Source organism: Burkholderia sp. PAMC 28687, from assembly GCF_001577465.1.
In the GTDB taxonomy this organism is placed as follows: domain Bacteria; phylum Pseudomonadota; class Gammaproteobacteria; order Burkholderiales; family Burkholderiaceae; genus Caballeronia.
The window spans coordinates 2,344,435-2,363,182 of sequence record NZ_CP014505.1 but is presented as its reverse complement, the minus strand read 5'-3'; the positions used below and the strand labels follow the sequence as shown (position 1 = coordinate 2,363,182).

Below are 18,748 nucleotides of genomic sequence, written 5' to 3'. Positions count from 1 at the left end.
TACTGCCTGAAATGATTTTAAATCGACTCAAAAAAACGTGCTTGAGTGACAGGCAGTTAGCGACCGGTCCCGAACGCCGATTATCGCGCTATCGGTCCTGCCTTCGTAGCCGTGCCGATGTAAAACTTTGCCACTCCCACACACGTCGCGCAGCGAGTGCCGGGTTCATATCGGCTTGCGAATCTTGATGGTGGTGTCATCGACAAGAACCGTCTGGCCCGCGCGGATCTTGCACGTCTTGCGCAACTCGATCTTGCCGTCGACCTTCACTTCGCCCTCGGCCACGCGCATCTTCGCGGAGCCGCCACTGTCGGCGAGACCCATGATCTTCAGCAGGTTGTGCAACTCGACGTAATCGCCCGTGAGCGTGAATTCCAGGCGCGGCATTGAGGGCCTCCTTGCGGGTTTAGATCGGTGCTGGCGCCAATCGGGGCGCACATGATAAACCAGTCGAATGCCGAGGCAGGCACGCCGTGTGCGATAGCTGCCGTGTCCCGGTAATTTCCGGCCATCCGTTCCTTTGCAACATGTCAGCAAATGAAACCTTCGGTAACAGTGACGGGTTTCGCTGAACCGGGTGGTGGTAGCAGGGTCAATCGTAATATGTAGTCCGGTAGACGGGCAGTTGCAACGCGCAGGATCCAAGGGCGTTTCAGGACACGAGACACGCTGCCCGGCGTTGCAGTCAGTACCCGGAAAAACAATCGCTAGCGAGGAATTGAATATGTTGCAAATCAAGAAGATGCTGCTTGGTACCGCTTTCATCGCTGTTGCAGGTTCTGCTTTCGCCCAAACTGCGCAGCCCACCGATGCCGGTGCTCAGGCACCCGCTCAGGTCACGCCCGCGCCGCAAAACCTGACGGCTCCGGCGCCGACCGATCCGCTCGTGCAGAAGCGCAATGCAAACGCTCAGGCCAACGCGGAGTACAAGGCATCTAAGAAAGCGTCGCAACAGGACCTGAAGGCGGCCAACAAGCAAGCGAAGGAACAGTACAAGGAGCAAGTGCGCAACGCCAAGATCAACAAGAAGGCCGACAAGCAAACGGCCAACGACGAACTCAAGTCCGCCGAACCGAATGGCCCGCAGAACACGAACTTGCAGCACTAAGCTCGATGTTTCGATGAAAGCGGCCGTTTCCTGATGGCCGCGTTTGACAAGAATAGAAGGAGTACATCATGACCAAGACCACTCATCGTTTATGCGCTGCCTTGCTCGCGGGGGCCTTTGCGACGGCTGCGACGGTATCGATCGCGCAGACCACCGCCGAACCCACGCACGCTGAAAAAAAGGCCGCCAAGAAGCAGGCCGAAGCTGATAAAGACGCGAACGTCGCGCAGGCCAAGGCCGACAAGCAGAAGACCGAGTCGCAATCGAAGGCGAACGAAGCCGCCGCCGACGCCAACCTGAAGAACGCCAAGAAAGCGGATTGATTCCGCTTTGCCGCGTGACGAAAGGCCCGACAAGCGCAAGCTTGCCGGGCCGTTTGTTTTTTAGGGCCAAAAGCCTGCTGCATCAAGCGCTTGCGTGTGCGGGTTGTATGGATATACAGTGTGCGTCACCCGTTTTTCGAGCTTTCAAGGTCACGCGACGTGCTTTCGCCCATTCCCGCCACTGAGGCTGACTCCTCGACCGAAGCGCAAGCCCGTGCGCCCGGAGTCGTACCCGACGTCGCCCCGTATTTGACCAAGCTCAACGACGCCCAGCGCGAAGCCGTCGAATACGGAACCGATGCCGACCATTCCACCGGCGCGCTACTCGTGATCGCGGGCGCGGGGTCAGGCAAGACGAACACGCTTGCGCATCGCGTGGCGCACCTGCTCGTAAAAGGCGCCGATCCGCGCCGAATCCTCCTGCTGACATTTTCGCGGCGCGCGGCCAACGAGATGACGCGGCGCGTGACGCGCATCGCGACCAACGCGCTGGGTAATCGCAGCGGCATGGCGCAGGGCCTCACCTGGTCCGGCACGTTTCATAGCGTCGGCGCGCGTTTGCTGCGCGACTATGCGGATATGGTCGGCTTGTCGCCGTCGTTCACCATCAACGACCGCGAAGATTCCGCTGATTTGATGAACCTCGTGCGGCACGAACTGGGGTTATCGGCGAAGGAGAAGCGTTTTCCCGCCAAGTCCACCTGCTTCGCCATCTACTCGCGCGTGGTCAATACCGGCGCGTCGCTCGCGACCGTTCTCGATCAGGCGTTCCCGTGGTGCCGCGAATGGGAAGACGACTTGCGCCGCCTCTTCGCCGCCTACGTCCACGCGAAGCAGCAGCAAAGCGTGCTCGACTACGACGACCTCTTGCTCTACTGGTCGCACCTTGCGGCCGAGCCATCGATTGCAGCGGATCTGTCGAGCCGCTTCGATCACGTCCTCGTCGATGAATACCAGGACACGAACAAGCTCCAGGCATCGATTCTTCTTTCCATGAAACCCGATGGGCGCGGCCTCACCGTCGTTGGCGACGATGCGCAATCCATCTATTCGTTTCGTGGCGCAACGGTGCGCAACATCCTCGACTTCCCGAATCACTTCGATCCGCCGGCGAAGTGCGTGACGCTCGAGCGCAACTACCGCTCTACGCAGCCTATCCTGGCGGCATCGAATGCGGTGATCGGACTCGCCACCGAGCGATACACAAAGAACCTCTGGACGGACAAGACATCGGCGCAACGTCCACGGATCGTTTCCGTGGCCGATGAAGCCGATCAGGCGCGTTACATCGTCGAGCAGATACTCGAAGCCCGCGAAGGCGGCATGACGCTCAAGCAGCAGGCGGTGCTGTTTCGCGCCGCGCATCACAGCGCCGCGCTCGAAATCGAACTGACCCGGCGCAACCTTCCGTTCGTGAAGTTCGGCGGCTTGAAGTTTCTCGATTCCGTGCATGTGAAGGACGTGCTGGCCGTGTTGCGATGGGCCGAGAATCCGCGTGATCGTGTGGCGGGCTTTCGCGTGGTGCAGTTGCTGCCGGGTATCGGGCCGGCCATTGCCGGACGAGTGCTCGATCAGGTTGCGGAACGTGGCAACACGGCGTCAGCGCTCGCGGCATTTGTGCCGCCGCCAAGAGCGAGTGAAGACTGGCCGGTGTTTGCAGGATTGATGGCGAAGGTCTGCGCGCGTGAAAGCGGCTGGCCTGCTGAGTTCGAGATGATTCGCCGTTGGTATGAACCGCATCTCGAGCGCAATCATGAAGACGCGGCGATCCGTCACGGCGACGTCCTGCAAATGGAAAGCATTGCATCGACGTATCCCACGCGCGAGCGTTTCCTGACGGAGTTGACGCTCGATCCGCCCGATGCCACGAGCGACGAATCAGGCGTTCCGCTTATCGATGAAGACTATCTGATTCTCTCCACCATCCATTCGGCCAAGGGCCAGGAATGGAAGAACGTGTTTGTGCTGAACGGCGTGGATGGCTGCATTCCATCGGACATGGGCACAGGCAGCGACGAGGAAATCGATGAAGAGCGGCGGCTCTTATATGTCGCCATGACGCGGGCAAAAGAGGATTTGCACATCGTCACGCCACAACGCTTTTACGTGCACAACCAGACGGCCATGGGCGATCGGCATGTGTGGGCGGCGCGCACGCGCTTCATTCCCGCGCACCTGATGCCGCAATTCGAAGCGCGCGCTTGGCCGCATGTGCCGGAGCCTGTTGCGCCGACCGCCGCCGGACTGGCCGCGGCGGCGAAGGCGAAGCTGGATATCGCGGCGCGGCTTAAAAAGATGTGGGAGTGAGGTTCGGTGGCGCGCGCTTAGCGGCGCGCGCTCAGCGGCGCGCGCTCAGCGCTCGGCGCGCGATGGCTTTGGCGCCTTGCGTTCCGGCGTGAAGATCGCGCGCAGCCAGTTGCCAAAACGCGTGAAACCGTCATAAGGCTCTTCAATAAATATCTCCGGTTTCAGGGACCGCAACTGCTCCAGCACTTGCTGCGCTTCCTGCTTCGAAACGGAGCCATGAAACATCCCGAGCCTCAACAAGCAGCGCAACTCACCAAGCTTCTCGCGCGCGGTCGATCCCACGCTGTGTTCGGTCGCGATCCTCGTTTCGTACACGCGTTGACGTAATGAATCGGCAAGACGCCACGCGGGCGTCTGCATCTTCTGCTCGAGATCCTGAATGTCCGATGCCGCCGATTTGATCTGCGAGGCAAGTGCATCGATTTGCGCCGGGTCGCCTTTTGCCTCGTTCACAATCGATGTCGCCCATGTGCGCGACGCCTTTACCAGATCTTCCTCTGACCAGTCCGAGCGCACAGCGAACCCGAAACCGTGTTCCGCCGCCTGGCGCATCATCATGTCGATAACGTCCGGGAATTCCTTGTCCAATGCGCGCTTGGCCCATGCGTACTGGCCGTTCTGCAGCATGCGCTGGACGGCTTGTTCGGTGAGGGGCGTGGGATTGTCGAGCAGTTTTGCGCGCAGGAAATCTTCGAACGATGGCGTGACGAACTGCGGGTCGAACTTGAGCGAGAGACGAATGAACGTATCGAAATCGCGGCGCAGCGCGGCAAGCGTTTCGTCTTTGAATGAGAGGGTAATCTGACCCATGGTGTGTCCCGGTTCGCGCGTCCCGCGCATCGAATTTTGGAATTTGCGCGGGTAAACAGTCGGCGTCGCTGCTAGAGCGATTGCCTTTCGTCTTTATAACGGCAGCGGGACGGCAAACTTTAGACAAATGGAGGAAGGCCTCCAATCGTGCGCTCCTTCATATTACTTCACGGGAATCGTCGTGCCCGCTGGCATGGGGACGGCTGTCACGCTGTTCTTCGCACTGCCGGTCGCGATGCGGTCGCTATAGGTCAGGTAGACGAGCGTGTTGCGCTTGGCATCGACGACACGCACCACGTGCAAGGTCTTGAAGATAAACGACATGCTCGCGGAAAAGATATCGGCCTTCTGCTTGAGCGGCGCGTCGATCTTGATCGGACCGACTTGACGGCAGGCAATCGATGCCTCGGACGGATCTTCGGCAATTCCAAGCGTGCCTTTGACGCCACCCGTGCGTGCACGCGACACATAACAGGTGACGCCTGTCACGCCGGGGTCGTCGTACGCCTCGACCGTTACCCGATCCGACCCGGTGAACCGGAAGTTCGTGTTCACGCTGGCGATTTCCTCGGCATGAAGACCGGGAACGGCGACGACGGCAGCGATCGCTGCAAGTACGGGGAGGGCGCGTTTCATCGAAATCCTTTGAAGCTATCGTGGCAATGCGGGGGGCAATGCCGTTGGCAGTGTAAAAACAAAAAAAGGCGTCGTATTGTAACGACGCCTTCGTCCAGTCCGGATGAAACGGGTACAGTGAAAGATCAGTGAAAGATCAAATACAAGATCACCAGCACGATCACCGGAACACCAAGCAGCCAGCCAAGTAGGTAGGGCATGTCATCCTCCATTCGATATCTGATTTGATGAATCAAGTATCCTCAAGAGGCTGATGCGCTGATAGCCGCGCCTGTCCTATATGGATGTAGGCGGACTCCTATCGGGCGCTCATGGTGTATTGCGTCACTTGCCTGTAGCGCTCGTTCGGGCGCAGCACGACGTCTTCGGCACTTTCCATGTTGATCTGGTTCGGGAATCCGCCCGCTTCCAGGCACAGCGCGCCGTGCTTCTTATAGATCACACCTCGTTTGCCCGGCTCGCCTTCCAGATGATTGCTCGTATAGAACACGAGGCCGCGTTCGGTCGTCGATACAGCCAGCTCACGGCCGCTCGCCGGATGGTAGACGTTCGCCGCGTGCTGCAATTCCGGCAGTGCGGTGACCGCGCCGATCGAACGCAACACAAAACAATGATCGATACCGCCATTCGCGAGCCTCACCTGCTCGTTGTCCTGTGTCTCGATACGCGGTCCGATCGCCGCCGGCTTGCGGAAATCGAACGGGGTATCGGCGACGTTTTCGAGCGTGGTGGGGATCGTGTTTTCATCGATGGCGAAGAAGTGGTCCGCCGCGATCTCGATCTCGTGATCGGCAATGCTCGATGGCATGCCCGACAAGTTGAAGTACGCGTGATTGGTGAGGTTGAGCGGCGTTGGGGCATCGGTGAAGGCGTCGTAGGCAATCGTCAACTCGCCTGCCGGGCTGAACGTGTATGTCACCTGAACCGTGAGCGCGCCGGGAAAACCGTTATCGCCCGCTGGCGATTCAAGCCGGAACACGAGCGATTCGTCCGTGTGCTTCGCCTGCCAGAGCTTGTAGCTGAAGCCGGTCGATCCGCCGTGCAGCGAATTCGGCGGCTGGTTTGCTTCGAGCGGATATTCGACGCCGTCGAGTGAAAAACGCGCGCCCGCGATGCGGTTTGCCCAGCGCCCGACCGTCGCGCCCATGTGCGCGGGGCCTTCGGTGTAGGCGGTGGGCGTGTCGTGGCCAAGGAGGATATCGGCGAGCCGACCGTCGCGGTCCGGCGCGAACCACGAGACGAGCGCCGCCCCAAGATTCGTCACGGATAGCCGCAAGCCGTTGTCATGGCTGATGGTATGAAGTTCGACGGGCGTGCCGTCCGGGAGGTCGCCCCAATGGGCGCTGGAAATGTTCATGACGTGGTCTCCGGGTTATGGGTTTTCGCGGGTTGGCGAGGCGCTTCGGCCTTGAGCGGCCTGTCACGATACAGCGTGCGCACATAGTCCAGGTGTGCGCCGGCGGCGTCGCGGGCGCGTTGTGGATCGCGGGCGACGATGGCATCGAAGATCGCCTGATGTTGCGCGAGGAGATCGGCTTCGACCTGGTCGTCGTAATCGACCAGCCGGTGCGACGTCAGCATGGATTCGCGCACGAGTTCGTGCAAGCCGTGCATGACGTGGGCGAGCGCGAGGTTGTGGGTGGCATCGGCGATGGCCAGATGAAACGCTGCGTCGTGCTCGGCGATGCGTGTGCGTTTCGGTTCGATGGCCGCCGTTTTCAGCGCTTGAAACGCCTCGGCGATGCGCGCGAGGTCTGCCCCGGTGGCGCGTTCGGCGGCATAGGCAGTGGCGAGGGATTCGAGTCCATGGCGGAGTTCGAGCACGTCGTTGCTGGCGGTGGGATGCTGGCTGAGCAACGCGGCGAGCGGCGCCGAAACGAGGGGCGCGGTAACGTCAGACACTTCGAAGCCGCCGCGGGCAGCGGTGCGGATGAATCCATCGGATTCCAGGCGGATCAGTGCTTCGCGCAGCGATGGCCGTGAGACGTTCAGTTGTTCGGCGAGATCGCGTTCGGCGGGCAGGCGCTGGCCGGGGAGGAGGGCGCCGCTTGTGATCAGGGCACGGATCTGGTCGGAGACGACATCGGCGATGCGCACGCGGGGGTAGGAGTGGACGGGGTGGAAGGGGGGCGTTGGCACTTGGGCGGGCGGTGTTTGGAGTGGGGGATTGGGCGGTTGTTCGTAGGGGTTGGGGTTGGTGCCGGGTTGTTGCTCTTCAGGTCTTCGCGCGTTTCGTTCTAGCTGATCTTTTTCGCACTGTTAGCCACTGTGCGTGGCGGCACTTCGTTTCTTTGTCCAACGGCGACAAAGAAACGAAGCAAAGAAAACGCCTTCCAACCGCTAATTCTTAAGTGTCCCGAGCGTGCAGTGACAACTGTTTGGTACTTCACAAGAACGCTCGACGCCGGAATTCAGAACACTTGAAACCCTCCCCCTCCGTCAACAGATACCCACACGCTTCGCCACCAGTAACTGTGGCAGTCAATACGGAAACCTAGCCCAAGTGAACAACGGGTGCACATGACGGCGCTACAGCATTCTGAATTTGCCGAGACTTTGCCGGCGATGGTCCCAGGCTCGCGCGGGCAAAATGAAACCAGTACAGCCAACCCCTGCGTTTGGGCGCCAGCGCGCGCAGCGCAGAGGCCTCATTAACGGATTCCCACACTGGTGGCGAAGCGTGTGGGTTGCCGTTTACGGAGGGGAAGGGTTTCAAGTGTTCTTAACTCCGGCGTCGAGCGTTCTTCTGAAGTACCAAACAGTTGTCACTGCACGCTCGGGACACTTATGTGCCGTCGGTGGAGAGGCGTTTTCTTTGCTTCGTTTCTTTTTCGCCGTTGGAAAAAGAAATGAAGTCCCGCCACGGACAGTGGCTAATAGTGCTAAAAAAATCAGCCAGGACGTAACGCGCGAAGACCTGAAGAGCAACAACCCGGCATCGACCCCGCACCACCCCATCCCTGTAAAACCTCAGTTTGACATGAAACCACACAAACTTTAAAGTCTTGGTCAGACCAAGCTGACCAGCAGAAGCAAAAAAAACTGCACAGCAAAAGCAAAAAACGCCCAGCGGTAACAAAAAACCCCCAGCGGTAACAAAAAACCCCACCCCCCAAGCGCCAGCGCAAACCCCGTCCATGAAAGTCGCCCTGTTCGTCCCCTGTTTCATCGATGCGTTCTACCCCGAAGTCGGCATCGCGACGCTTGAGCTGCTCGAACGCCTGGGCGTAGACGTCGACTATCCCGAAGAGCAGACCTGCTGCGGCCAGCCCATGGCAAACAGCGGCGCGCAAAAGGAGGCCGCCGGCGCCGAGCGCGTCTTCGCCCGCAACTTCGCCGACTACGACTACGTAGTAGGACCCTCGGCGAGCTGCATTCATCACGTGCGCGAACACCTGACGGCGATCGAGCAAACGGCATCGGTGAAAAAGGTCCGGGCAAGCGCCTACGAACTCGTCGAGTTTCTCCACGATGTCCTCAAGGTGCGCGAATTCCCGTGGGCCGAATTTCCGCATCGCGTGGGACTGCACAATAGCTGCAGCGCAATCCGGCACCTGAAGGAGGTATCGGCGTCGGAGATCAATGGCGCGCCTTTCTCCAAACCCCGTGCGTTGCTCGAAGGCGTGAAGGGCATCGAATTCGTCACACTCACCCGGCCCGACGAATGCTGCGGTTTCGGCGGCACGTTTTCAGTGACGGAAGAAGCGGTATCGGTGAGGATGGGGCAGGACAAAGTGCGCGATCACGTCGGCGCGGGCGCACAATACATCGTCTCCGGCGACATGTCGTGTCTCATGCATCAGCAAGGCTGCGCCGAGCGCCTGAAACTCGATGCACAATTCATCCACATCGCACAGGTTCTGAACGGAGCACGCGCATGAGCGACGTCGTGAAGGGAAAGAGCAAGCGGCTCGATCACGCGAAGGCGGCGGGCGCGTTTATCGCGAAAACGGATCACGTCGCTTTCCACGACAAACGCCTCTGGGACCTGCGCAGCAAACGCGATGCGCAAGCGCACGGCATGCCCGAATGGGAAACGCTGCGGGATCTGGCATCGGGGATCAAGGAGCACACGCTCTCCCATCTCTCCGATTACCTCGAGCAGTTCATCTCGCAAGCCGAGTCGCATGGCGTCACCGTGCATTACGCGGCCACCGCCGAGGAACACAACGAGATCGTCTACAAGCTGATGTCCGAGCGCGGCTTGACCACGCTGGTGAAAAGCAAATCCATGCTCACCGATGAATGCAAGATGCGCGAGTACATCGAACCGCGCGGCATCACGGTGATGGAAACGGATCTCGGCGAACGCATCCAGCAACTGGACAATCAGGATCCGAGCCACATGGTCGTGCCGGCCGTGCACAAGTTGCGCGCGGACGTCGCCGAGCTGTTCGGACGAACCATCGGCACCGATCCCAAGAACAGCGACATCCACTATCTCGCCGAAAGCCAGCGCATGAACACGCGGCCGTATTTCGTGCGCGAGAAAACGGCGGGCATGACGGGATGCAATTTCGCAGTTGCCGAGACGGGTACGGTCGTGGTGTGTACGAACGAAGGCAACGCGGATTTGTCGGCGAATGTGCCGCCGCTGCATATTGCGTCGATTGGTATCGAAAAGCTGATTCCCAAGATTTCCGATCTCGGCGTGTTCGTGCGCATGTTGTCGCGTAGCGCGCTCGGCTCGCCGATCACGCAATACACCTCGCATTTTCGCGCGCCGCGTCCGGGCTCGGAGATGCATTACATCCTCGTCGATCACGGCCGCTCCGAGCGCCTCGCGATGGAGGATTTCTGGTACTCGCTCAAATGCATCCGCTGCGGCGCGTGCATGAATACGTGCCCGGTTTACCGGCGTAGCGGCGGGTTGTCGTACGGCTTCACGTATTCCGGCCCGATCGGCGCGATCATCAATCCGACCTACGATATGAAGCGTTTCAGCAGCTTGCCGTTTGCATCGACTTTGAACGGGAGTTGCACGAATGTCTGCCCGACGAAAGTCAACATTCACGAGCAGATCTACAAGTGGCGCGAGGTCATCGCGGCGAATCATGAAGTACCGTTCGTGAAGGCCGAAGTGCTGAAGATGGCGGGGCGCCTGCTTGCCAGTCCTACGTTGTATCGCGGCACGGTAGCGTCGCTTGGCGGCGCGCTGAAACGCTTGCCGAACTTCGTGCTGTACAACCCGCTGAACATCTGGGGCCGTCAGCGCGACTTGCCTGAAACGCCGGCTGAAACCTTCCACGAGTGGTACAAGAAAAATCGCAAGGCAGCGCAGAAATGACGACAACGCGTGAAGCCTTCTTGGCCAAGATCCGCGCGGCGCAACCGGCGGGCCGCCCGCGCCCCGAAGTGCCCCTCTTCGATACCCCTCCCGGCGAGCGTCTCGAACGCTTTCGTACGGCGCTCGCCGCGATGGGCGGCACGGTAGTCGAAGGCGAATCGCTCGATACCGTGCGTGCGCTGCTGGCCGAGCGTTTCGGCGCTGATGCAATCGTGGCATCGGCGGTTGCGGGTATCGATGGAAACCGTGCGCTTTCACCCGAAATGGCGCCTGCATTGCTGCAGGATGTCGATGCCGGCGTCGTGCGTGCGCGCTTCGGCGTGGCGGAAACTGGCTCGGTGTGGTTCAGCGAGGACGAGTACATCGTCAATTCGATCGGTTACCTCGTGCAGCATCTCGTGGTCTTGCTCGATCCGGCGCGGATCGTGGATGGTCTGCAGGATGTGTACAGACAGGATGACTTCAAAAACGCACGATACGCAGTACTGGTGACGGGGCCATCCGCGACAGCCGATATTGAAGGCGTGCTGATTCGCGGCGCGCAGGGCGTGAGATCGTTGACGGTGGTCTTGCTCACGGCTTGAACCGACGTTCCAGAGGTACAAAACCCGTTCCGGCTTATATTGCCGGAACGGGTTTCTTATCGGCCTGGCCTGAAACGATTACTGCGAGCCGAGCTTCTTGATCAGCACATCGAGTTGCGCCATTTCGTCTTCGGTCAGATCGGTCAACGGCGCACGCACCGGACCGGCGCTACGGCCGATGAGCTTCGCGCCCGCTTTCACAATGCTCACTGCATAGCCGGCCTTGCGATTGCGGATCGCGAGATACGGCATGAAGAATTCGTCGAGCAGACGGCCGGTCGTCACATGATCCTGCGATGACACCGCGCGATAAAACTCCATCGCCGTCTTCGGAATGAAGTTGAATACCGCCGATGAGTACACCGGCACGCCCAGCGCCTTATACGCTTCGGCATAGACTTCGGCTGTCGGCAAGCCACCGAGATACGAAAATCGATCACCCAGGCGACGACGGATCGTCACCATGTTTTCGATCTCGCCCACGCCATCCTTGAAGCCGATCAAGTTCGGGCAGGAATCGGCGAGACGCTCGAGCATGTCAGCGTTCAGCTTGGAATTCGCGCGGTTATAGACGATCACGCCGATGTTCTTCACCGCCTTGCACACCTGTTCGACGTGCGCGGCAATCCCTTCCTGGCTCGCTTCCGTCAGGTAATGCGGCATCAGCAAGATGCCGTTCGCGCCCAGCCGCTCGGCTTCCTGCGCATAAGCAATGGCAACACGCGTCGGGCCACCGGCGCCGGCCAGGATCGGCACCTTGCCCTTGCAGGTTTCCGTCGCCGTGCGGATCACGTTCGAATAGTCGGTTTGCGTGAGCGAAAAGAACTCGCCCGTGCCGCCGGCCGCGAACAGCGCCGTTGCGCCGTAAGGCGCCAGCCATTCGAGACGCTCGGCGTAAGTGTCGGCGCGGAAGTCGCCTTGTTCATCGAAGTCGGTCAGCGGGAAAGACAGCAGGCCTTCGGAAACGATTTTCTTGAGTTCTTGAGGTGTCGTCATGTTCGGTCGTGAGTTGGTTTTTCCAGGCGGCCAGCAGCTACGAGATTAATCGACATACGTTGTCTGATGACATTCTAAGATTTATAAGATTGTCAGCAGTATGGGTATTAACCCCCGGATCATATGGTAGTGAAGACACCTTACAGGCTGTATTTGCTGCCGCCGAGCGTGCATAGTATCCATCAAAGTACGACGTCAGACAAGATGAGTTTGCCTGCGCTCGTTGAAAATTCCGAGCGAGGTAGGTGAGCTTGGTGGGTCAGGCGGTCACATCGGCTGCCTGGTTGGCGCGCCGCAAGCGCTCCCGGCTATTCGACAAATGCATGCGCATGGCGGCGCGGGCGCTTTCGGCGTCGCGCCGGACAATCGCTTCCAGAATGCTCTCATGTTCGAGATTCACCAGCGACATGTACGCTTTCGGATCTGCCTTCGCGATACCCGCTGAATCGATGCGGTTTCGCGGAATCAGCGCCGCGCCCATTTGCGTCAGGATATCGACGAAATAGCGGTTGCCCGTTGCCCGGGCAAGCGCGATGTGGAACTGGAGGTCGGCCGCGACGCTGTCATTGCCATTGCGGCTGGTTGCTTCGATTGCATCGAGTGCGGCGCGCATGCGCACGAGGTCTTCGGGCTGCGCACGCTGCGCGGCCAGACCGGCGCATTCCGTCTCAAGACTGATGCGCAGTTCGAGCACCGAAAGAACATCGCGCAGGGTGGTGGCCGGCACCATGTCGATACCAAGCTTTTCGCGCCGCGGTTCCAGCACGAAACTCCCAATGCCGTGCCGCGTTTCGATGACCTCGTTTGCCTGCAATCGCGAAATGCCTTCGCGCACGACTGTCCGGCTTACGCCGAGCGTGGTCATCAGCTTGGCTTCGGTCGGCAGTTTGTCGCCAGGTTTCAGGGCGGCCGATTCGATCTGTTCGATCACGTAGTCGAACACGCTCTCCGCCAGGTTGCGGGCACGTCGGGGTGTCGCGACGGATGCGAGGGGTTCGGCCATCAGAAACGCTCCTTGAGTCGGTCGGGCGATATATTCAAGCGGACATTATACCGTTGTCTGACGACCGCCAATTTTAAAGATTGGATGAGGTGCGCTGGGTCTCCTAGCTTTCCCAGTCCTCAACGTTCAGCTTGCTCACGTGACGGAACTCCCGGGTATTTCGAATGACAAGTGTGAGTGCGCGGGCAAGGGCCTGTCCGGCGATGAGAGCGTCATACGGTCCACTTGAAGTTCCGGCCAACGCGAGTTGCGAGCGCACTTCCCCTGCGTGCCGGGCATCTTCAGTATCGAAGTCGAGAACTTCGAATTGCAACGCCTCAACACGCTTCAAGTTCTCGGCGGCGTTCTGGCTCTTGTATGCGCCGTAATATAGTCCGTTTGCGACGATGGACGAGATAGCGAAATCGCGCGGTCGATGCTGTCGCAGCCGAGCGAGAAATCCGCCATTTCCCTTCATGAGCGCAATGACGGCGTTCGTGTCGAGCAAGTAGTTCACTTAAAGAAATCCAGATCTGGGCGGTCCTGTTCGGTCGGCTGCTCAGTTGATGCCTGAATAAAGTCTTCGTCGACGGGGCCGACGATGAATTCGAGCCATGACCAGTCATTGGCGATCGGTTCGAGGATGATCGCGTTGCCGTAGCGCCGCACACGCACTTCATCTACGTCCAGTCGGAACTCCTTGGGCAAGCGCACGGCCTGTGATCGGCCAGACTAAAAATACTTTAGCAGTATTTATAACCTTCCCCTCTTGATGAGATATATCAAATGTACATACCAAATTCATTAGGAGAGAAGAGGCAGTTTCCCGGTTGGCATGCCCTAGAGGTCGCATTTCGTTCTTGAAATATGAGCAGTGGCAACTTACTTCGCGAAATCGCTATGGCAGTGCATTCCATAGCGCTAAACGCAAAAAGCCCAATCTTTCGATTGGGCTTTTTGTCTGGAACCTTTTTGGCTCCCCGACCTGGGCTCGAACCAGGGACCTACGGATTAACAGTCCGGCGCTCTACCAACTGAGCTATCGGGGAACATCTGCAGCAGAGAAACGAGATTATATGGAGGGGATTCTAGCCTGTCAACACCCTGCGTTCATCTCGATTTAAAAACTTACCTACCAACAAAGAGTGCGTTAAACAGAGCGACAAACCGCCGCTTATGTATCAACGTTCGAGCAGTTCGAGCTTCTCTTTTACGTCCTTGAAATCGTCGGCTTCCGGCAGCGGTGCCTTGGTCTTGGTGATACTGGGCCATGCGCGCGAAAGATCCGCGTTCAGTTCGATGAAGTGCTGCTGATCACCTGGCACATCTTCTTCGGCATAGATCGCATTGACCGGACATTCAGCCACGCACACAGCGCAGTCGATGCACTCGTCCGGGTCGATCGAGAGGAAATTGGGACCTTCGCGGAAGCAGTCCACCGGGCACACGTCCACGCAATCGGTGTAACGGCACTTGATGCAGCTTTCGGTCACAACGTGAGTCATTCAGGCTCCTGCATGCGAAATTCGTGGGGGCGGCGAGGCAACTCGGACGCTGGGTTCGATCTCGAACCTTCAGTCTCTTTCCTAGGCTGGGCAGCCCGGCTATGCACATTGCGCGCGCCAAAACCAATATTGTAGCGTACCGGTAAAACTCAGCGCGACCCCGTTCCAGAAGGCCTTATATCCTTTAGTGATTTGTTTATGGACGTATGCGGGCCTCCCGCAAGGTGCGGCAAATGATTCGACGCCATGGCGCACGGGGCTCAGGCTTTGCACTTCGGGTAACATGCTCTTCGAGGCCGCCGGGGCAGACCAGCCAGTGCCTGGTCAGTGCGTTTCGTCGGACCGTGTCCGTACAGACCGTGTCCGTACAGACCGTGTCCGTACAGACCCTCCATTTGCGTTTGCCCGCGGGATTTTGCCTGGCGGTTCTATCCGTTGTACTAGCCGTTCGTCTGGAACCATGATCATCCATTCGCTGCTCGATACCGATCTCTACAAGTTCACCATGATGCAGGTCGTCCTGCATCACTTCCCGGCAGCGCATGCGGAATACAAGTTCCGATGCCGTACGCAAGGTGTCGATCTCGTTCCGTATATCGAGGAAATTCGCGAGGAAGTGCGCGCGCTCTGCCAGTTGCGTTTCACCGAAGAAGAGCTCGAATACCTTCGGCGGATGCGCTTCATCAAGAGCGATTTCATCGACTTCCTGGCGCTCTTTCACCTCAACGAAAAGCGGGTGACGATCAAGCCGTCGGCGAAGAACAACGGGGAGATCGACATCGATATTGTCGGCCCCTGGCTGCATACCATCCTGTTCGAGATTCCCGTTCTCGCGATCGTCAACGAAGTTTATTTCCGCAACACGCAGCGCGATCCGACTTTCGAAACCGGCCGCGACCGTCTGCGCGACAAGATCGAGTTACTTGGCGGCAGCCCTGAGGTATCCGAGTGCAAGATCGCCGACTATGGCACGCGCCGCCGGTTCTCCGGCAAGTGGCACGAAGAAGTCATCCTCAAGCTGAAGGAAGGTTTGGGCGAGCAGTTCACCGGCACGAGCAACGTTTATTACGCAATGAAGCACGGCCTTCGTCCCCTCGGCACGATGGCGCACGAGTACTTGCAGGCTTGCCAGGCGCTCGGTCCGCGGCTGCGCGATTCGCAGGTCTTCGGCTTCGAGATGTGGGCCAAGGAATATAGAGGTGATCTGGGCATTGCGCTCTCCGACGTCTACGGCATGAAGGCGTTTCTCAACGACTTCGACATGTATTTCTGCAAGCTCTTCGACGGCGCCCGTCACGACTCCGGCGATCCGTTCGACTGGGGCGAGCGCCTGATCCGTCACTACGAGCAGAACCGATGCGACCCGCGAACCAAGGTGCTGGTTTTCTCGGACGCACTCGACATTCCCAAAGTACTGCAGCTCTACGAACGCTTTCGCGGCCGTTGCCAGCTCGCGTTCGGCGTGGGTACGAATCTCACCAACGACCTGGGTTACCAGCCTTTGCAGATCGTCATCAAGATGGTTCGCTGCAATGGCCAGCCGGTCGCCAAGCTCTCCGATTCTCCCGGCAAGAACATGTGCGAAGACCAGGCTTATCTTGCGTACCTGCGCCAGGTTTTCGATATCGTCAAGCCGGTAGGAGAACTGTAACTCGTGGGCGTGCGTCCGGACGCAACCCGGCTGAGCGTTAGCCGTTCGGTCTAGGGTCGTGCGGCAGGGCTGCTCGTTATAATCAAGTCCTTGATCGACGCACCTGCCAACGAGGACCCACCCATGAAACCATCGCCCGCATGCTGGAAATCACGCGGGCGGCGCAGTTGGGATATGCGCTTGTTGATGCTGGTCCTCGCGCTCGCGGCACTGCCGCTTGACGCATCCGCGGCGACGCTCGATGGCGCCGCGTTGTCGCCGCTCTGGGCTTTGCCGTTTGCGGGCATCCTGCTTTCCATCGCCATTGCGCCGCTGGTCGCGCCGCATGCCTGGCACAGTCATTACGGCAAGATCTCGGCAGCGTGGGCGATTGCCTTTCTCGTACCGTTTGCCATTGGTTTCGGAGCGAACACCGCCTTCGCAACCTTCGTCCACGCGATGCTGGAAGAATATATCCCGTTCATCATTCTGCTCACAGCGCTCTTCACCGTCGCCGGCGGAATATGCCTGAATGGCGACCTGCGCGGTTCGCCCCGGTTGAACACCGGACTGCTCGCGCTCGGCACCTTCCTCGCCAGCATCATGGGAACCACGGGCGCAGCAATGCTGCTGATCCGCCCGTTGCTGCGCGCAAATGAAAAGCGCAAGCACCGTGTGCATCGGGTGGTGTTCTTCATTTTTCTCGTTGCCAATGCAGGCGGTTCGCTTTCACCTCTTGGCGATCCGCCCTTGTTTCTCGGTTTCCTGAACGGCGTCAGCTTCTTCTGGACTACCGTGCATCTCGCGAAGCCGACGCTGTTCATCTGCGGCATTCTGCTCGCGCTCTTTTATGTGTTCGACCGGTACTATTTCGCGAAGGAAGACATGCTGCCGGAGACCGCTGAAAAGACGCCGCTGAGCATCGATGGGAAAATCAATTTCGTTCTTCTGGCGGCAGTTGTCGTGCTGGTCCTGATGAGCGGCTTGTGGAAACCGGGTATCGAATTCGATGTATTCGGCACACACGTAGCGTTGCAGAACCTGGTGCGCGACGCATTGCTGATCGTCGTGATGTTGCTGTCACTGAAGCTCACGCCGAAGAGCGCGCGGGAGGGCAACGCGTTCAACTGGGCGCCTATCGAAGAAGTCGCGAAGCTGTTCGCCGCCATCTTCATCACCATTGCACCGGTGATCATTATTCTGCGCGCCGGCGCGGATGGCGCGTTTGCTGGCATCGTGCATCTCGTCACCGACTCGAGCGGCAAGCCCATCGACATTGCTTACTTCTGGGCGACGGGGTTGTTGTCATCGTTTCTCGATAATGCGCCTACCTACCTCGTGTTCTTCAACCTCGCCGGCGGCGACGCACAGGCCTTGATGACGACGGGCGCCACCACGCTCGCCGCCATCTCCGCGGGTGCCGTTTTCATGGGCGCGAACAGTTACATAGGCAACGCGCCAAATTTCATGGTCAAGGCGATCGCCGAATCTCGCGGCGTTGTGATGCCCAGTTTCTTCGGTTACCTGGGCTGGTCATCGGTCATGTTGCTGCCCTTGTACCTGCTTACCGGATGGTTGTTCTTTTAAGGAGAAGTCGATGAAGAAAGTGCTGGTTGCCCGCCCCATCTTCCCGGACGTGATCGAACGCCTGCGACAGTATTTTGAAGTCGATGCCAATACCGGCGCGCCGCTTCCCGCCGACGAATTCGCGCGCCGCATGGCCGATCGCGATGGCGCGTTGCTCGCGGGCGATCCTGTCACGGCCAAGGTCCTTGAAGGCGCACCGAATTTGAAGGTCGTGTCGAACATGGCCGTCGGCTATAACAACTTCGACATGCAGGCGCTCAACGCCCACGGCGTGCTCGGCACGAACACGCCTGACGTGCTGAACGAAAGCACCGCTGACTTTGGCTGGTCGCTCATGATGGCGGCCGCGCGCCGCATCACGGAATCCGAGCATTTCCTGCGCGCGGGCAAATGGGGCACGTGGTCGTACGATGCGTTTCTCGGCGCGGACGTCTACGGTTCGACGCTGGGCGTGATCGGCATGGGCCGCATCGGACAGGCGCTTGCCCGGCGTGCGCGCGGGTTCAACATGCGCGTGATCTATCACAACCGTTCGCGCGTCGCGCCGGCGATCGAGTCGGAGTTGAATGCCGAACACGCATCGAAGGCTGACTTGCTCAAACAGGCCGATCACGTTGTACTGGTGCTGCCGTACACCGCCGAAAACCATCACACCATCGGCGCGGCGGAACTCGCGAGCATGAAACCCACGGCAACGCTGACCAATATCGCGCGAGGCGGAATCGTCGATGACGCCGCGTTGATAGAAGCGCTGCGCAACAAGACCATCGCTGCAGCGGGCCTCGATGTCTTCGAAGGCGAGCCGAATTTCAATCGCGATTTCCTGGGTTTGGCGAACGTCGTACTGACGCCGCATATTGCAAGCGCGACCGCATCCACACGCCGCGCAATGGCGAATCTCGCTGCCGACAACCTCATCGCTGCATTAGGCGAAGGTCCCCGCGCCGGCAACCCGCCGAACCCGATCAATCCGGAAGTACTGAAGAAATGACA

19 protein-coding genes and 1 tRNA gene are annotated in these 18,748 nt (G+C 59.2%); 9 read left to right on the top strand and 11 right to left on the bottom strand.

From position 1 onward, the window contains the following. Nucleotides 1-165 precede the first annotated feature (165 nt). A complete protein-coding gene (locus tag AX768_RS10990; protein WP_061999983.1) occupies nucleotides 166-387 on the bottom strand; it encodes an RNA-binding S4 domain-containing protein in 222 nt (73 codons plus the stop codon). A gap of 337 nt (nucleotides 388-724) precedes the next feature. Between AX768_RS10990 and AX768_RS10985 the strand changes: the two genes are divergently transcribed. The 3 genes from AX768_RS10985 to AX768_RS10975 all read left to right on the top strand — a co-directional run bounded on the left by AX768_RS10985 (nucleotide 725) and on the right by AX768_RS10975 (nucleotide 3,738). Continuing rightward, entirely contained in the window at nucleotides 725-1,108 is a 384-nt protein-coding gene (locus AX768_RS10985) for a hypothetical protein (protein ID WP_061999982.1), read from the top strand. Nucleotides 1,109-1,176: 68 nt separating this feature from the next. Beyond that, nucleotides 1,177-1,431 (top strand): hypothetical protein, encoded by a 255-nt coding sequence (locus tag AX768_RS10980; protein WP_056354457.1) that lies wholly within the window; start codon nucleotides 1,177-1,179, stop codon nucleotides 1,429-1,431. A 249-nt stretch (nucleotides 1,432-1,680) separates the two neighbouring features. Beyond that, entirely contained in the window at nucleotides 1,681-3,738 is a 2,058-nt protein-coding gene (locus AX768_RS10975) for an ATP-dependent helicase (RefSeq protein WP_231941380.1), read from the top strand. Nucleotides 3,739-3,783: 45 nt separating this feature from the next. On the opposite strand, the gene AX768_RS10970 is transcribed toward AX768_RS10975, so the two are convergent. The 4 genes from AX768_RS10970 to AX768_RS10955 form a co-directional block, all read right to left on the bottom strand. After that, on the bottom strand, nucleotides 3,784-4,548 hold the full coding sequence (locus AX768_RS10970) for a DUF4088 family protein (RefSeq protein ID WP_061999980.1): 765 nt from the start codon (nucleotides 4,546-4,548) through the stop codon (nucleotides 3,784-3,786). Nucleotides 4,549-4,710: 162 nt separating this feature from the next. Continuing rightward, on the bottom strand, nucleotides 4,711-5,184 hold the full coding sequence (locus tag AX768_RS10965) for a CreA family protein (protein ID WP_061999979.1): 474 nt from the start codon (nucleotides 5,182-5,184) through the stop codon (nucleotides 4,711-4,713). 298 nt (nucleotides 5,185-5,482) lie between these two features. Further along, the gene (locus AX768_RS10960) at nucleotides 5,483-6,541 is read right to left on the bottom strand and encodes an aldose epimerase family protein (protein ID WP_061999978.1); all 1,059 of its coding nucleotides are present in this window, start codon (nucleotides 6,539-6,541) and stop codon (nucleotides 5,483-5,485) included. Beyond that, a complete protein-coding gene (locus AX768_RS10955; RefSeq protein ID WP_061999977.1) occupies nucleotides 6,538-7,323 on the bottom strand; it encodes a FadR/GntR family transcriptional regulator in 786 nt (261 codons plus the stop codon). Before AX768_RS10955 ends, AX768_RS10960 begins: the two co-directional genes overlap by 4 nt. Nucleotides 7,324-8,321: 998 nt before the next feature. Here AX768_RS10955 and AX768_RS10945 point away from each other — a divergent pair. Genes AX768_RS10945 through AX768_RS10935 form a run of 3 tightly spaced genes read left to right on the top strand, consistent with a single transcriptional unit; the run spans nucleotide 8,322 to nucleotide 11,055 of the window. After that, entirely contained in the window at nucleotides 8,322-9,065 is a 744-nt protein-coding gene (locus AX768_RS10945; protein ID WP_061999975.1) for a (Fe-S)-binding protein, read from the top strand. After that, a complete protein-coding gene (locus tag AX768_RS10940) occupies nucleotides 9,062-10,471 on the top strand; it encodes a lactate utilization protein B (protein WP_061999974.1) in 1,410 nt (469 codons plus the stop codon). The genes AX768_RS10945 and AX768_RS10940 overlap by 4 nt, the downstream gene beginning before the upstream one ends. Continuing rightward, nucleotides 10,468-11,055, top strand: coding sequence for a LutC/YkgG family protein (locus tag AX768_RS10935; protein WP_061999973.1), 588 nt, complete (start codon nucleotides 10,468-10,470; stop codon nucleotides 11,053-11,055). The genes AX768_RS10940 and AX768_RS10935 overlap by 4 nt, the downstream gene beginning before the upstream one ends. A 78-nt stretch (nucleotides 11,056-11,133) precedes the next feature. On the opposite strand, the gene kdgD is transcribed toward AX768_RS10935, so the two are convergent. The 6 genes from kdgD to fdxA form a co-directional block, all read right to left on the bottom strand. Beyond that, the gene (kdgD, locus tag AX768_RS10930; RefSeq protein ID WP_061999972.1) at nucleotides 11,134-12,051 is read right to left on the bottom strand and encodes a 5-dehydro-4-deoxyglucarate dehydratase; all 918 of its coding nucleotides are present in this window, start codon (nucleotides 12,049-12,051) and stop codon (nucleotides 11,134-11,136) included. Nucleotides 12,052-12,310: 259 nt separating this feature from the next. Next, on the bottom strand, nucleotides 12,311-13,054 hold the full coding sequence (locus AX768_RS10925; protein ID WP_061999971.1) for a FadR/GntR family transcriptional regulator: 744 nt from the start codon (nucleotides 13,052-13,054) through the stop codon (nucleotides 12,311-12,313). Between the two features lie 103 nt (nucleotides 13,055-13,157). Continuing rightward, nucleotides 13,158-13,550: a type II toxin-antitoxin system VapC family toxin gene (locus tag AX768_RS10920; protein ID WP_061999970.1), complete on the bottom strand. Its 393-nt coding sequence runs from the start codon at nucleotides 13,548-13,550 to the stop codon at nucleotides 13,158-13,160. Beyond that, entirely contained in the window at nucleotides 13,547-13,747 is a 201-nt protein-coding gene (locus AX768_RS10915; RefSeq protein ID WP_061999969.1) for an antitoxin, read from the bottom strand. Before AX768_RS10915 ends, AX768_RS10920 begins: the two co-directional genes overlap by 4 nt. Nucleotides 13,748-14,006: 259 nt before the next feature. Continuing rightward, nucleotides 14,007-14,082 (bottom strand) — tRNA-Asn (locus AX768_RS10910). A 132-nt stretch (nucleotides 14,083-14,214) separates the two neighbouring features. Next, nucleotides 14,215-14,538 carry a ferredoxin FdxA gene (gene fdxA, locus AX768_RS10905; RefSeq protein ID WP_061999968.1) on the bottom strand — a complete coding sequence of 108 codons (324 nt, stop codon included), beginning with the start codon at nucleotides 14,536-14,538 and terminating at the stop codon, nucleotides 14,215-14,217. Between the two features lie 460 nt (nucleotides 14,539-14,998). Between fdxA and pncB the strand changes: the two genes are divergently transcribed. The 3 genes from pncB to AX768_RS10890 all read left to right on the top strand — a co-directional run bounded on the left by pncB (nucleotide 14,999) and on the right by AX768_RS10890 (nucleotide 18,746). Then, on the top strand, nucleotides 14,999-16,189 hold the full coding sequence (pncB, locus tag AX768_RS10900; RefSeq protein WP_061999967.1) for a nicotinate phosphoribosyltransferase: 1,191 nt from the start codon (nucleotides 14,999-15,001) through the stop codon (nucleotides 16,187-16,189). Nucleotides 16,190-16,363: 174 nt separating this feature from the next. Beyond that, a complete protein-coding gene (locus tag AX768_RS10895) occupies nucleotides 16,364-17,755 on the top strand; it encodes a sodium:proton antiporter (RefSeq protein WP_061999966.1) in 1,392 nt (463 codons plus the stop codon). A gap of 10 nt (nucleotides 17,756-17,765) precedes the next feature. Next, a complete protein-coding gene (locus AX768_RS10890; RefSeq protein WP_061999965.1) occupies nucleotides 17,766-18,746 on the top strand; it encodes a 2-hydroxyacid dehydrogenase in 981 nt (326 codons plus the stop codon). Nucleotides 18,747-18,748 lie beyond the last annotated feature (2 nt).

Excerpts from the sequence above, each read along its gene's own strand:
- pncB (WP_061999967.1), top strand. The coding sequence starts at position 14,999 with ATGATCATCCATTCGCTGCTCGATACCGATCTCTACAAGTTCACCATG.
- AX768_RS10965 (WP_061999979.1), bottom strand. The coding sequence starts at position 5,184 with ATGAAACGCGCCCTCCCCGTACTTGCAGCGATCGCTGCCGTCGTCGCC.
- AX768_RS10980 (WP_056354457.1), top strand. The coding sequence starts at position 1,177 with ATGACCAAGACCACTCATCGTTTATGCGCTGCCTTGCTCGCGGGGGCC.
- AX768_RS10990 (WP_061999983.1), bottom strand. The coding sequence starts at position 387 with ATGCCGCGCCTGGAATTCACGCTCACGGGCGATTACGTCGAGTTGCAC.
- AX768_RS10895 (WP_061999966.1), top strand. The coding sequence starts at position 16,364 with ATGCGCTTGTTGATGCTGGTCCTCGCGCTCGCGGCACTGCCGCTTGAC.
- AX768_RS10940 (WP_061999974.1), top strand. The coding sequence starts at position 9,062 with ATGAGCGACGTCGTGAAGGGAAAGAGCAAGCGGCTCGATCACGCGAAG.
- kdgD (WP_061999972.1), bottom strand. The coding sequence starts at position 12,051 with ATGACGACACCTCAAGAACTCAAGAAAATCGTTTCCGAAGGCCTGCTG.
- AX768_RS10935 (WP_061999973.1), top strand. The coding sequence starts at position 10,468 with ATGACGACAACGCGTGAAGCCTTCTTGGCCAAGATCCGCGCGGCGCAA.
- AX768_RS10970 (WP_061999980.1), bottom strand. The coding sequence starts at position 4,548 with ATGGGTCAGATTACCCTCTCATTCAAAGACGAAACGCTTGCCGCGCTG.
- AX768_RS10945 (WP_061999975.1), top strand. The coding sequence starts at position 8,322 with ATGAAAGTCGCCCTGTTCGTCCCCTGTTTCATCGATGCGTTCTACCCC.
- fdxA (WP_061999968.1), bottom strand. The coding sequence starts at position 14,538 with ATGACTCACGTTGTGACCGAAAGCTGCATCAAGTGCCGTTACACCGAT.
- AX768_RS10960 (WP_061999978.1), bottom strand. The coding sequence starts at position 6,541 with ATGAACATTTCCAGCGCCCATTGGGGCGACCTCCCGGACGGCACGCCC.
- AX768_RS10890 (WP_061999965.1), top strand. The coding sequence starts at position 17,766 with ATGAAGAAAGTGCTGGTTGCCCGCCCCATCTTCCCGGACGTGATCGAA.
- AX768_RS10925 (WP_061999971.1), bottom strand. The coding sequence starts at position 13,054 with ATGGCCGAACCCCTCGCATCCGTCGCGACACCCCGACGTGCCCGCAAC.
- AX768_RS10985 (WP_061999982.1), top strand. The coding sequence starts at position 725 with ATGTTGCAAATCAAGAAGATGCTGCTTGGTACCGCTTTCATCGCTGTT.